This window comes from Kitasatospora sp. NPDC048715, assembly GCF_043198905.1.
Taxonomy (GTDB): Bacteria; Actinomycetota; Actinomycetes; order Streptomycetales; family Streptomycetaceae; genus Kitasatospora; species Kitasatospora lactacystinica.
Window position 1 is genome coordinate 127,166 of sequence record NZ_JBICVH010000025.1, and the last position, 12,751, is coordinate 139,916.

Annotated in this window: 10 protein-coding genes and 1 pseudogene; all 11 read left to right on the forward strand. The window is 71.2% G+C overall.

The annotated features are described in order from the left end of the window. Positions 1–81 precede the first annotated feature (81 nt). The 11 genes and pseudogenes from ACGFSC_RS37915 to nuoL all read left to right on the forward strand — a co-directional run bounded on the left by ACGFSC_RS37915 (position 82) and on the right by nuoL (position 12,675). Positions 82–636: an NADH-quinone oxidoreductase subunit B family protein gene (locus tag ACGFSC_RS37915; RefSeq protein WP_074005520.1), complete on the forward strand. Its 555-nt coding sequence runs from the start codon at positions 82–84 to the stop codon at positions 634–636. Further along, positions 633–1,346 (forward strand): NADH-quinone oxidoreductase subunit C, encoded by a 714-nt coding sequence (locus tag ACGFSC_RS37920; protein WP_359902256.1) that lies wholly within the window; start codon positions 633–635, stop codon positions 1,344–1,346. Before ACGFSC_RS37915 ends, ACGFSC_RS37920 begins: the two co-directional genes overlap by 4 nt. Further along, complete coding sequence (locus tag ACGFSC_RS37925) at positions 1,346–2,686, forward strand: NADH-quinone oxidoreductase subunit D (RefSeq protein WP_359902258.1); 1,341 nt, start codon at positions 1,346–1,348, stop codon at positions 2,684–2,686. The genes ACGFSC_RS37920 and ACGFSC_RS37925 overlap by 1 nt, the downstream gene beginning before the upstream one ends. 17 nt (positions 2,687–2,703) lie before the next feature. Beyond that, complete coding sequence (gene nuoE / locus ACGFSC_RS37930) at positions 2,704–3,573, forward strand: NADH-quinone oxidoreductase subunit NuoE (protein WP_359902328.1); 870 nt, start codon at positions 2,704–2,706, stop codon at positions 3,571–3,573. Then, on the forward strand, positions 3,573–4,934 hold the full coding sequence (gene nuoF, locus ACGFSC_RS37935; protein WP_359902261.1) for an NADH-quinone oxidoreductase subunit NuoF: 1,362 nt from the start codon (positions 3,573–3,575) through the stop codon (positions 4,932–4,934). The genes nuoE and nuoF overlap by 1 nt, the downstream gene beginning before the upstream one ends. Beyond that, positions 4,931–7,408, forward strand: a pseudogene (locus ACGFSC_RS37940) (NADH-quinone oxidoreductase subunit G); the annotation flags it as partial. The gene nuoF and the pseudogene ACGFSC_RS37940, both read left to right, overlap by 4 nt. 185 nt (positions 7,409–7,593) lie before the next feature. Beyond that, positions 7,594–8,922 carry an NADH-quinone oxidoreductase subunit NuoH gene (gene nuoH, locus ACGFSC_RS37945; protein ID WP_359902264.1) on the forward strand — a complete coding sequence of 443 codons (1,329 nt, stop codon included), beginning with the start codon at positions 7,594–7,596 and terminating at the stop codon, positions 8,920–8,922. Between the two features lie 6 nt (positions 8,923–8,928). Then, the gene (nuoI, locus tag ACGFSC_RS37950) at positions 8,929–9,537 is read left to right on the forward strand and encodes an NADH-quinone oxidoreductase subunit NuoI (protein WP_359902267.1); all 609 of its coding nucleotides are present in this window, start codon (positions 8,929–8,931) and stop codon (positions 9,535–9,537) included. Then, positions 9,537–10,454 (forward strand): NADH-quinone oxidoreductase subunit J, encoded by a 918-nt coding sequence (locus tag ACGFSC_RS37955; RefSeq protein ID WP_359902331.1) that lies wholly within the window; start codon positions 9,537–9,539, stop codon positions 10,452–10,454. Before nuoI ends, ACGFSC_RS37955 begins: the two co-directional genes overlap by 1 nt. Further along, entirely contained in the window at positions 10,451–10,750 is a 300-nt protein-coding gene (gene nuoK / locus ACGFSC_RS37960) for an NADH-quinone oxidoreductase subunit NuoK (RefSeq protein ID WP_195911268.1), read from the forward strand. Before ACGFSC_RS37955 ends, nuoK begins: the two co-directional genes overlap by 4 nt. Before the next feature lie 14 nt (positions 10,751–10,764). Then, complete coding sequence (gene nuoL, locus ACGFSC_RS37965; protein WP_359902270.1) at positions 10,765–12,675, forward strand: NADH-quinone oxidoreductase subunit L; 1,911 nt, start codon at positions 10,765–10,767, stop codon at positions 12,673–12,675. The last annotated feature ends 76 nt before the right edge of the window (positions 12,676–12,751 follow it).

The following is a 12,751-nucleotide window of genomic DNA, read 5'->3' on the forward strand; positions in this document are numbered from 1 at the left end:
CTGCGCGCCCGCTTGTGAACGAGCGGACAAGCCAGAACCGGCCCACGTATCAGCGGACTCGAGGGCATTGAGAGGGATCTGATGGGAATCGAGGAGAAGCTGCCGAGCGGCTTTCTGCTCACGACGGTGGAGACGGCCGCCGGCTGGGTGCGCAAGGCGTCACTCTTCCCGGCCACCTTCGGTCTGGCCTGCTGCGCGATCGAGATGATGACCACCGGGGCGGGCCGCTACGACCTGGCCCGGTTCGGCATGGAGGTCTTCCGGGGCTCCCCCCGGCAGGCCGATCTGATGATCGTGGCGGGGCGGGTGAGTCAGAAGATGGCCCCGGTGCTGCGCCAGGTGTACGACCAGATGCCCAACCCCAAGTGGGTCATCTCGATGGGTGTCTGCGCCTCGTCCGGCGGGATGTTCAACAACTACGCGATCGTCCAGGGCGTCGACCACATCGTGCCGGTGGACATCTACCTGCCCGGCTGTCCGCCCCGTCCGGAGATGCTGATGGACGCCATCCTGAAGCTGCACGACAAGATCCAGCACGAGCCGCTGGGCGTGAACAGGCGCCGGGCCGAGGAGCTCGGTGAGGCGCTCGCCCTGAAGGCCACCCCGATCAGCGAGATGCGGGGGCAGCTGCGATGAACGACCAGGTACCCGAGACCCGCCGCGAGCAGCCGGTCCGCGAGATCCCGGTCGAGGTGGTCGGCCGCCGCCAGGGCATGTTCGGTGCCACGGGCAGCGGCGACACCTCCGGCTTCGGCGGTCTGGCCGCCCCGATCGTGCTGCCCGGTCCGAGCGAACGCCCGTACGGCGGCTGGTTCGACGAGGTCGCCGACGAGCTGGAGGGCGCCCTGGAGGAGCAGGGCCTGGACCCGGTCGAGGTGATCGAGAGGACCGTGGTCGACCGCGGCGAGCTCACCTTCCACATCGACCGCGACCACCTGCTGGGGACCGCCCGCATCCTCCGCGACGACCCGGCGCTGCGCTTCGAACTGTGCCTGGGCGTGAGCGGCGTGCACTACCCCGGCGACAAGGGCCGCGAGCTGCACGCGGTCTACCACCTGCGCTCGATCACCCACGGCCGGCTGATCCGGCTGGAGGTCACCGCACCCGACGCCGACCCGCGCATCCCCTCCGTGGTGAGCGTCTACCCGACCAACGACTGGCACGAGCGCGAGGCCTACGACTTCTTCGGCCTGGTCTTCGAGGGCCACCCCGCGCTCACCCGGATCATGATGCCGGACGACTGGCTGGGCCACCCGCAGCGCAAGGACTACCCGCTCGGCGGCATCCCCGTCGAGTACAAGGGCGCCCAGATCCCGGCTCCCGACCAGCGGAGGTCGTACAGCTGATGAACACCCAGCACTTTGGAGAGACCGAGGAAGCGGACGCCCGCGATACCACCGAGGGCCGGGTCTTCACCGTCACCGGCGGTGACTGGGGCGAGGTGGTCGAGGCGGTCGGCCGGGCCGACGACGAGCGCATCATCGTCAACATGGGCCCCCAGCACCCGTCCACCCACGGCGTGCTGCGGCTGATCCTGGAGATCGACGGCGAGACGGTGAAGGAGGCCCGCTGCGGCATCGGCTACCTCCACACCGGCATCGAGAAGAACATGGAGTTCCGCAGCTGGGTCCAGGGCACCACCTTCGTGACCCGCATGGACTACCTGACCCCGCTGTTCAACGAGACCGCCTACTGCCTGGCGGTCGAGAAGCTGCTCGGCATCACCGACGACGTTCCGGACCGCGCCAACGTCATCCGCGTGATGATGATGGAGCTCAACCGGATCGCCTCGCACCTGGTCTGCCTGGCCACCGGCGGCATGGAGATCGGCTCCACCACCCTGATGATCTACGGCTTCCGGGACCGCGAGCTGATCCTGGACGTCTTCGAGCTGGTCACCGGTCTGCGCATGAACCACGCGTACGTGCGCCCCGGCGGCCTCGCCCAGGACCTGCCGCCCGGCGCCGTCGACCAGATCCGCGAGGCGGTCAAGGTCTTCCGCTCCCGGATGCACGAGTACGACAAACTCGCCACCGGCAACCCGGTGTTCAAGGCCCGCCTGGTCGACGTCGGCTTCCTGGACCTGCCCGGCTGTCTGGCCCTCGGCGCCACCGGCCCGATCCTGCGTGCCACCGGCCTGCCGCACGACCTGCGCAAGACCGACCCGTACTGCGGCTACCAGGACTACGACTTCGAGGTCGCGATCGCCGACAGCGCCGACTCCTACGGCCGCTTCCTGATCCGCCTGGAGGAGATGAAGCAGTCGCTGCGGATCGTCGAGCAGTGCCTGGACCGGCTGCGTCCGGGCCCGGTCATGGTGGCCGACAAGAAGATCGCCTGGCCCGCCCAACTGGCCGTCGGCCCGGACGGGCTGGGCAACTCCCTCGACCACATCCGCAAGATCATGGGCACCTCGATGGAGGCCCTGATCCACCACTTCAAGCTGGTCACCGAGGGCTTCCGGGTCCCGGTCGGCCAGGCGTACGTGGCGGTCGAGTCGCCCAAGGGCGAGCTGGGCGTGCACGTGGTCAGCGACGGCGGGACGCGCCCGTACCGGGTCCATTTCCGGGATCCGTCGTTCACCAATCTGCAGACGATGGCGGCGATGTGCGAGGGCGGCCAGGTGGCCGACGTGATCGTCGCGGTGGCCGGGATCGACCCGGTGATGGGAGGCGTGGACCGGTGACCAACGTCGAACTCGGACTGCCGGCACTGCCGGCCGCACCGTACCCCGAGGAGGTGCACGCCAGGCTGGCCGCCGATGCCGCCGAGCTGATCGCCCGCTACCCGCAGCCCCGCTCGGCGCTGCTGCCGCTGCTGCACCTGGTGCAGGCCGAGGAGGGTTTCGTCAGCCCGACCGGGATCCGCTTCTGCGCCGAACAGTTGGACCTCACCAGCGCCGAGGTCACCGCGGTCGCGACCTTCTACACCATGTACCGGCGCCGCCCGGCCGGGAAGTACCACGTCGGGGTCTGCACCAACACGCTGTGCGCGGTGCTCGGCGGCGACCAGATCTTCGCCGAGCTCCAGGAGCACCTGGGTGTCCGCAACAACGAGACCACCGAGGACGGCGAGGTCTCGATCGAGCACATCGAGTGCAACGCGGCCTGCGACTACGCGCCCGTGGTGATGGTCAACTGGGAGTTCTTCGACAACCAGACCCCGGAGAGCGCCCGGCAGCTGGTCGACGACCTGCGCGCCGGCCGTGAGGTCCGGCCCACCCGCGGTGCCCGGCTGTGCGGCTTCAAGGAGACCGCCCGGATCCTGGCCGGCTTCCCGGACGAGCGCCCGGGCGCCAACGACGAGTCCGGTGCCGGCGGCGCGCCGTCCCTGGCCGGTCTGCGGCTGGCCCGCGGCGAGGCGCTGCCCGGCACCGCCGGCACCAAGGTGGTCTCCCCCCGCCCCGCGTCCCCCCGCCACGAGGGCAGCGGTCCGGCGAACAACGGCCAGGCAGGCAACGGCCCGGCGAGCAATCCCCAGGCGAGCAACAGCCAGCCGAGCAACCCCCAGGCGAGCAACCCCCAGACGAACAACGGCCAGGCGGGCAAGGGCCAGGAAGGGAGCGAAGCGTGATGACCTCCGCCGAGCCGGCCGAGAAGCTGCTCACCCCGGTCCTGTCCGACTCCTGGGACGACAGCCGCCCGTGGACGCTCGACACCTACCGCCGCCACCACGGCTACGAGGGCCTCAAGGCGGCCCTCGCCATGCCGCCGGACGACGTGATCGCCCTGGTCAAGGAGGCCGGCCTGCGCGGCCGCGGCGGCGCTGGCTTCCCGACCGGCATGAAGTGGCAGTTCATCCCGCAGAACGACGGCAAGCCGCACTACCTGGTGGTCAACGCGGACGAGTCCGAGCCGGGCACCTGCAAGGACATCCCGCTGCTGTTCGCCAACCCGCACTCGCTGATCGAGGGCATGATCATCGCCTCCTACGCGATCCGCTGCGACCACGCCTTCATCTACCTGCGCGGCGAGGTCGTCCCGGTGCTGCGCCGGCTGCACGCGGCCGTCGCCGAGGCGTACGGGGCCGGGCTGCTGGGCCGGAACATCCTCGGCTCGGGGATCGACCTCGACATCACCGTGCACGCCGGGGCCGGCGCCTACATCTGCGGCGAGGAGACGGCGCTGCTGGACTCGCTGGAGGGCCGCCGCGGCCAGCCGAGGCTGCGGCCCCCGTTCCCGGCGATCGCCGGCCTGTACGCCTGCCCGACGGTGGTCAACAACGTCGAGTCGATCGCCTCGGTGCCGCCGATCCTGTCCCGCGGCAAGGAGTGGTTCAAGGCCCTGGGCACCGAGAAGTCCCCCGGCTTCACGCTCTACTCGCTCTCCGGCCACGTCACCAACCCCGGCCAGTACGAGGCCCCGCTCGGCATCACGCTGCGCCAGCTGCTCGACCTCAGCGGCGGCATCCGCCCCGGGCACCGTCTGAAGTTCTGGACCCCGGGCGGCTCCTCCACCCCGATGTTCACCGACGAGCACCTCGACGTCCCGCTGGACTACGAGGGCGTCGGCGCGGCCGGCTCGATGCTCGGAACCAAGGCGCTCCAGGTCTTCGACGAGACCACCTGCGTGGTGCGGGCCGTCACCCGCTGGACGGAGTTCTACGCCCACGAGTCCTGCGGCAAGTGCACCCCCTGCCGCGAGGGCACCTACTGGCTGGTCCAGCTGCTCCAGCGGATCGAGGCGGGCGAGGGCGTCGACGGGGACCTGGAGAAGCTCCTCGACATCGCCGACAACATCAACGGCAAGTCCTTCTGCGCCCTGGGCGACGGCGCGGCCAGCCCGATCGTCTCCTCGCTCCAGCACTTCCGGGCCGAGTACGAGCAGCACCTGGCCGAGCGCCGCTGCCCGTTCGACCCGGCCGCCTCCACCGTCTGGGCCGACGGCCCCCGCCCCGGCCACCAGTCCGCCACCGAAAGGGAGGTGCACGCGTGACGATCACAGAGCCAACCGCCTCCGAGACCGCGGTCGAACTGGTCACGCTCACCATCGACGGCGTCGAAGTGCGGGTCCCCAAGGGAACGTTGGTGATCAGGGCCGCCGAGACCATCGGCACCCAGATCCCGCGCTTCTGCGACCACCCGCTGCTCGATCCGGCCGGCGCCTGCCGCCAGTGCATCGTCGAGATCGAGGGCCAGCGCAAGCCGGTCGCCTCCTGCACCGTTCCGGTGGCCGAGGGCATGGTGGTGCGCACCCAGCTCAGCTCGCCGGTGGCCGAGAAGGCCCAGCGCGGCGTGATGGAGCTGCTGCTGATCAACCACCCGCTGGACTGCCCGGTCTGCGACAAGGGCGGCGAGTGCCCGCTGCAGAACCAGGCGATGACCAGCGGCGCCGCCGACTCCCGCTTCGAGGGGATGAAGCGCACCTACGAGAAGCCGGTGCCGATCAGCAGCCAGGTGCTGCTGGACCGCGAGCGCTGCGTGCTGTGCGCGCGCTGCACCCGCTTCTCGCAGCAGATCGCCGGGGACCCGTTCATCGACCTGGTGGAGCGCGGGGCACTTCAGCAGGTCGGCACCGGCGAGGGCGACGACTTCGAGTCGTACTTCTCCGGGAACACCATCCAGATCTGCCCGGTCGGCGCGCTGACCTCGGCGGCGTACCGGTTCCGCTCGCGCCCCTTCGACCTGGTCTCCTCGCCGAGCGTGTGCGAGCACTGCGCCTCGGGCTGCGCGCAGCGCACCGACCACCGGCGCGGCAAGGTGCTGCGCCGGCTGGCGGGCGAGGACCCGGCGGTGAACGAGGAGTGGAACTGCGACAAGGGCCGCTTCGCCTTCCGCTACGCCCAGCAGCGGGACCGGCTGACCACCCCGCTGGTGCGGGTGGACGGCGAGCTGGTGCCGGCCTCCTGGCCGGAGGCGCTGGCCCGGGCGGCCGAGGGGCTGCGCGGGGCCCGGACCGGGGTGCTGGCCGGCGGCCGGGTGACGGTCGAGGACGCCTACGCGTACGGGAAGTTCGCGCGGGTGGTGCTCGGCACCAACGACGTGGACTTCCGGGCCCGCCCGCTCAGCGGTGAGGAGGCGGACTTCCTGGCCGCGGCGGTGGCCGGGCGGGGCGTCGACGTGAACGGCGCCGGCGTGGCGTACGAGGACCTCGACCGGGCGCCGGCGGTGCTGCTGGCGGGCTTCGAGCCGGAGGAGGAGTCGCCGATCGTCTTCCTGCGGTTGCGCAAGGCGACCAGGGCGACGGGCCTGAAGGTGTTCTCGGTGGCCGCGTTCGGTTCCCGGGGCCTGGCGAAGCTGCGCGGCGCGCTGCTGCCGGCCGCCCCCGGCACCGAGCCGGAGTGGTTCGCGGCGCTGGCGGCGGACGAGCCGCTGAACGACGACGCGGGCCGGGCGGCGGAACTGCTGCGCGCCCCGGGTGCGGTGATCCTGGTGGGCGAGCGGCTGGCCGCCGTCCCGGGCGGGCCGACGGCGGTGCTGCGCCTGGCGCACGCGACCGGCGCCAGGCTCGCCTGGGTGCCGCGCCGGGCCGGTGAGCGCGGGGCCGTGGAGGCGGGTGCGCTGCCGGGCCTGCTGCCCGGCGGCCGTCCGGTGGCCGTCGCGGCGGCCCGGGCGGAGGCGGCCGAGCTGTGGGGCGGGGCCGAGCTGCCGTCCCGGCCGGGCCGGGACACCGACGGGATCCTGGCGGCGGTCGTGGCCGGAGAGCTGGACGCGCTGCTGGTCGGCGGCGTGGACCCGGACGACCTGCCGGACCCCGCGCTGGCCGACGAGGCGCTGGCGGCGGTGCCGTTCCTGGTGTCGCTGGAGCTGCGGCCCTCGGCGGTGACGGCGCGCGCCGACGTGGTGCTGCCGGTGGCCGCGGCGGCGGAGAAGGCCGGCACCTTCCTGGACTGGGAGGGCCGGGTGCGGATGTTCGAGGCCGCGCTCAAGCCGGACCAGCAGATGGGCCGTCACCTCCAGCCGGACCTGCGGGTGCTGAGCATGCTGGCGGACGCGTTGGGCGGGCGGCTGGGGCTGCCGGACGTCCGGGCGGCCCGGCTGGAGCTGGACCGCTTCGCCCCCTGGGAGGGCGACCGCACGGCCGACCCGGCGGCCCACCCCGGCCCGCTGCCCCGGCCGGCCGCCGGCCAGGCGGTGCTGGCGGGTTGGCGCCTGCTGCTGGACAACGGCGCGCTGCAGCAGGGGGATCCGCACCTGGCGGGGACCCGGCACCGGGCGGTGGCCCGGATCTCGGCGGAGACGGCCAAGGAGATCGGCGCGGTGGCGGCCGGGGCCCTGCGGCTGACCGGCCCGGCCGGATCGCTGACCCTGCCGCTGGAGGTCACCGACTCGATCCCGGACCGCACGGTCTGGGTCCCGCTCGGCTCCACTCCGGGCGGTGCCCCGCGCGCGCTCGGCACCACCGTCGGCCACCTGGTCACGATCGCCGCGGCCGAGGCGGAGCCCGAGCCCGCGGTCGAGGCCGAGGCCGATCCCGGCCCGACGCCACAGGACGGGGCGGCACAGGACGGGGCGCCACAGGACCGGGCGACACCCGACCGGTCGGCGCAGGACGAGCAGGAACGGGACGAGTCGGCCCAGGCCCAGGCGCAGGCCAAGGCGCGGGCCCAGGCCGGTTCGACCGTGGACGGGACCGCGGGAGAAGGGGAGGACCGATGACACCGCAGCCGTACGAGACGCTCCACTTCTTCGGGCAGGACCCGTGGTGGCTGGTGCTGCTGAAGGCGGTGTTCTGCTTCGCCTTCCTGGTCCTGACGGTGCTGATCGCGATCGTCTGGGAGCGCAAGGTGGTGGCCTGGATGCAGCTGCGCATCGGGCCCAACCGGCACGGCCCGTGGGGCATGCTGCAGTCGCTGGCGGACGGCGTGAAGCTGGCGCTGAAGGAAGACCTGGTGGTCAAGGGCTCGGACAAGGTGGTCTACATCCTGGCCCCGATCGTCTGCGCCATCCCCGCGTTCATGGCCTTCGCGGTGATCCCGTTCGGCCCGGCCGGCAACGAGGTGTCGATCTTCGGCACCCGCACGCCGCTCCAGCTGACGGACTTCCCGGTGGCGTTGCTGTACGTCCTGGCGACGGCCGCGGTGGGCATCTACGGCATCGTGCTGGCGGGCTGGTCCTCGGGTTCGACGTACCCGCTGCTGGGCGGGCTGCGCTCGTCCGCGCAGATGATCAGCTACGAGATCGCGATGGGCCTGTCCTTCGCGGCGGTGTTCATCTACTCGGGTTCGATGTCGACCTCGGAGATCGTGGCGCACCAGCAGCCGACGTGGTTCGCGGCGCTGCTGCCGGTGTCGTTCATCGTCTACATCATCGCGATGGTCGGCGAGACCAACCGGGCGCCGTTCGACCTCCCGGAGGCCGAGGGCGAGCTGGTCGGCGGCTTCAACACCGAGTACTCCTCGCTGAAGTTCGCGATGTTCATGCTGGCCGAGTACGTGAACATGGTGACGGTCTCGGCGGTGGCCTCGACCCTCTTCCTGGGCGGCTGGCGGGCCCCGTGGCCGGTGTCGACGTTCTGGGAGGGCGCCAACCACGGCTGGTGGCCGATGCTGTGGATCACGCTGAAGATCCAGTTGCTGCTGTTCTTCTTCATCTGGCTGCGCGGCACGCTGCCCCGGTTCCGCTACGACCAGTTCATGAAGCTGGGCTGGAAGGTGCTGATCCCGGTCTCGCTGGTGTGGCTGGTGCTGATCGCGAGCGTGCGGGCGCTGCGCAACGAGGGCTACGACTTCGGCGAGGTGGTGCTGTACGTGGGCGCGCCGGTCGGCGTGATCCTGCTGCTGGCGCTGCTGCGGGACTTCCTGAGGAAGCAGCCCGAACCCGAGGTCACCCCGCCCAAGGCCGATTTCGACCCGATGGCCGGCGGCTATCCGGTCCCGCCGCTGCCCGGCCAGGTGCTCCCGCCGGTGCCGCGCCGGCGCAGCCGCGCCCCGAAGCAACTCCAGGACGCCCTCAACGGGGCCGACCATTCCGAAGGGAGCTGAACCGAGATGTCCGACCAGTCCGATCGTACGGGCCGCCCCGAACGGGCCGACCGTCCGTCGATCCTCGGCCCGGCCGCCGGCTTCGGCGTGACCTTCAAGGCCATGTTCAAGAAGCGGCTCACCGAGCAGTACCCGGAGCAGAAGAAGCCCACCGCTCCGCGCTTCCACGGCCGCCACCAGCTGAACCGGCACCCGGACGGCCTGGAGAAGTGCGTCGGCTGCGAGCTGTGCGCGTGGGCCTGCCCGGCCGACGCGATCTACGTGGAGGGCGCGGACAACCGGGACGAGGAGCGCTACTCCCCGGGTGAGCGCTACGGCGTGGTGTACCAGATCAACTACGCCCGCTGCATCCTGTGCGGGCTGTGCATCGAGGCCTGCCCGACCCGGGCGCTGACCATGACCAACGAGTACGAGCTGGCCGACTCCTCCCGGCGGGACCTGATCTTCACCAAGGAGCAGCTGCTGGTGGGCCTGTCCGAGGGCATGGTCGACACCCCGCACGCGATCTTCCCGGGCACCGACGAGGGCGCGTACTACCGGGGCGAGATCACCGCGGCGGCGCCGGGTACGGTCCAGCAGGAGCGCACCGACCGGGACCGGGAGGTGCAGCAGTGATCGCGCGGCTGGCGGAAGCGACCGGGACGACCTCGACGGGTGAGGCCGTCCAGTTCTGGGTGCTCGCGGTGATCGCGGTCGGCGGCGCGCTCGGCATGGTGCTGATGCGCAAGGCCGTGCACAGCGCGCTCTGCCTGGCGGCCACCATGCTGGCGCTGGCGGTCTGTTACATGGCCCAGGGCGCCGTGTTCCTGGGCGTGGTGCAGATCGTGGTCTACACCGGCGCGATCATGATGCTGTTCCTGTTCGTGGTGATGCTGGTCGGTGTCACCAGCGAGGATTCGCTGAAGGAGCAGCTGAAGGGCCAGCGGTTCGCCGCGGCGCTGTGCGGGCTGGGCTTCGGCGTGCTGCTGATCGCCGGGATCGCCAACGCGAAGCTGGACCACTTCACCGGGTTGTCCGAGGCGAACGCCGAGGGCAACGTGCCGGGCCTGGCCCGGCTGATCTTCACCCGGTACGTGTGGGCCTTCGAGGTCACCGGCGCGCTGCTGATCACCGCGGCGATCGGCGCGATGGTGCTGACCCACCGGGAGCACGTGAAGGCGCCGAAGACGCAGCGCGAGCTGGCGGCGCAGCGGATCATGGACAACATCCAGCTGCCGCCGCTGCCGGCGCCGGGCGTGTACGCGCGGCACAACGCGGTGGACGTCCCGGCGCTGCTGCCGGACGGCACGATCGCCGAGGACTCGGTGATGGCGACGCTGCGCGAGCGCGGCCAGGTCCGGGACGTCAGCCAGGCGATGCTGCAGCGGATGGCGGAGCTGGAGAACAGCACGGCGGACTGGTTGGGCCGTCCGTCCTCGGAGCGGCCGGCGGTGACGGCTCCGCGCAAGTCGCTGGAGCCGGTGCCGGCGAACGGCGAGCCGGTGCCGGCGAACAACGTGAAGCACCCGGCCGGCGAGGAGGGCGCGGAGTGAACCCGGTCAACTACCTCTACCTGTCGGCCCTGTTGTTCACCATCGGCGCGGCCGGGGTGCTGATCCGGCGCAACGCGATCGTGCTGTTCATGTGCGTGGAGCTGATGCTGAACGCCTCGAACCTCGCCCTGGTGACCTTCTCCCGGCTGCACGGGACCCTGGACGGCCAGATCATCGCGTTCTTCACGATGGTGGTGGCGGCGGCCGAGGTCGTGGTCGGCCTCGCCATCATCGTCTCCATCTTCCGGACCAGGCACTCCGCTTCGGTCGACGACAGCAACCTGATGAAGCTGTAGGCGGAGGACCTTCGGTGAACTCTCTCATTCCGCTGCTGGTGGCGGCTCCACTGGCCGGTGCCGCCCTGCTGCTGCTCGGCGGCCGGGTGCTGGACCGCTACGGCCACTGGCTGGCCACCGCGCTCGCGGCGCTCTCGTTCGGCTTCGGCCTGGCCCTGTTCTCGTCCATGCTCGGCCGTGACGCCGAGCACCGGGCGCTCACCGTGCACCTGTTCAGCTGGATCCCGGTGAACGGCTTCCAGGCCGACTTCTCCTTCCTGCTCGACCAGCTGTCGATGACCTTCGTCCTGCTGATCACCGGCGTCGGCACGCTGATCCACCTCTACTCGGTGGGCTACATGGCGCACGACGAGCGCCGGCGCCGCTTCTTCGCGTACCTGAACCTGTTCCTGGCCGCCATGCTGCTGCTGGTGGTCGCGGACAACTACCTGCTGCTGTACTTCGGCTGGGAGGGCGTGGGCCTGGCCTCGTACCTCCTGATCGGCTTCTGGCAGCACAAGCCGAGCGCGGCGACGGCGGCGAAGAAGGCCTTCATCGTCAACCGGGTCGGCGACATCGGCCTGTCCGTCGCGATCATGCTGATGTTCGCGGAGTTCGGCTCCTTCGCCTTCGGCCCCGTCTTCGGCGGTGCGCACGAGGCGAGCGAGGGCAAGCTGACGGCGATCGGCCTGATGCTGCTGCTGGCGGCCTGCGGCAAGTCGGCCCAGGTGCCGCTGCAGTCCTGGCTGGGGGACGCGATGGAGGGCCCGACCCCGGTGTCGGCGCTGATCCACGCGGCCACCATGGTGACCGCCGGCGTCTACCTGATCACCCGTTCCTCGGCGATCTTCGACCTGGCGCCGGACGCGCAGACCGCCGTGGTGGTGGTCGGCGCGGTCACGCTGCTGTTCGGTGCGATCGTCGGTTGCGCCAAGGACGACATCAAGAAGGCTCTGGCCGGCTCGACCATGTCGCAGATCGGCTACATGGTGCTGGCGGCCGGGCTCGGTCCGATCGGCTACGTCTTCGCGATCATGCACCTGGTGACCCACGGCTTCTTCAAGGCCGGGCTGTTCCTCGGCGCCGGGTCGGTCATGCACGGCATGAACGACGAGGTGAACATGCGTCACTACGGCGGCCTGCGCAAGTACATGCCGGTCACCTTCGTCACCTTCGGCCTCGGCTACCTGGCGATCATCGGCTTCCCGGGCCTGTCCGGTTTCTTCTCCAAGGACAAGATCATCGAGGCGGCCTTCGCCAAGGGCGGCACCGAGGGCTGGATCCTCGGGCTGTGCACGCTGGTCGGCGCGGCGATCACCGCGTTCTACATGACCCGGGTGATGGTGCTGACCTTCTTCGGCGAGAAGCGCTGGCAGCCGGCCGGCGGCTCCGCCGCGGGGGAGGGCGGCCTGCCGCACCCGCACGAGTCGCCCAGGACCATGACGATCCCGATGGTCCTGCTGGCCTTCGGCTCGGTGTTCGCGGGCGGGCTGTTCGCCTTCAACGACTCCTTCCTGAAGTGGCTGGAGCCGGTCACCGGGCACGAGGAGGGCAACTCCCCGCTCGCCCCGCTGACCGTCACCCTGCTGACCACGGCCTGCATGCTGGCCGGCGTCGGCCTCGCCTACCTGATGTACGGGCGCTCGCCGGTCCCGGTGGTGCCGCCGGTCGGCTCCCCGCTCACCCGGGCCGCCCGCCGGGACCTGCTGCAGGACGACTTCAACCACGCGGTGCTGGTGCGGCCGGGCTCGGCGCTCGCCGCGGCGCTGGTCTTCTTCGACAGCCGCGGCCTGGACGGCGTGGTCAACGGCCTGGCTGCCGCGATCGGCGGGCTCTCCGGCCGGCTGCGGCGGATCCAGAACGGCTACGTCCGCTCCTACGCGCTCTCCATGTTCGGCGGCACGCTGGTGCTGGTCGCCACGACTCTCCTGATGAGGTCCACGTGATGACTCGTCCTGATATCCGTTGGGAGGGCAGGCCATGAGTGAGCGCAGCGAACGAACCGTCAAGCGGTGCGCGCGG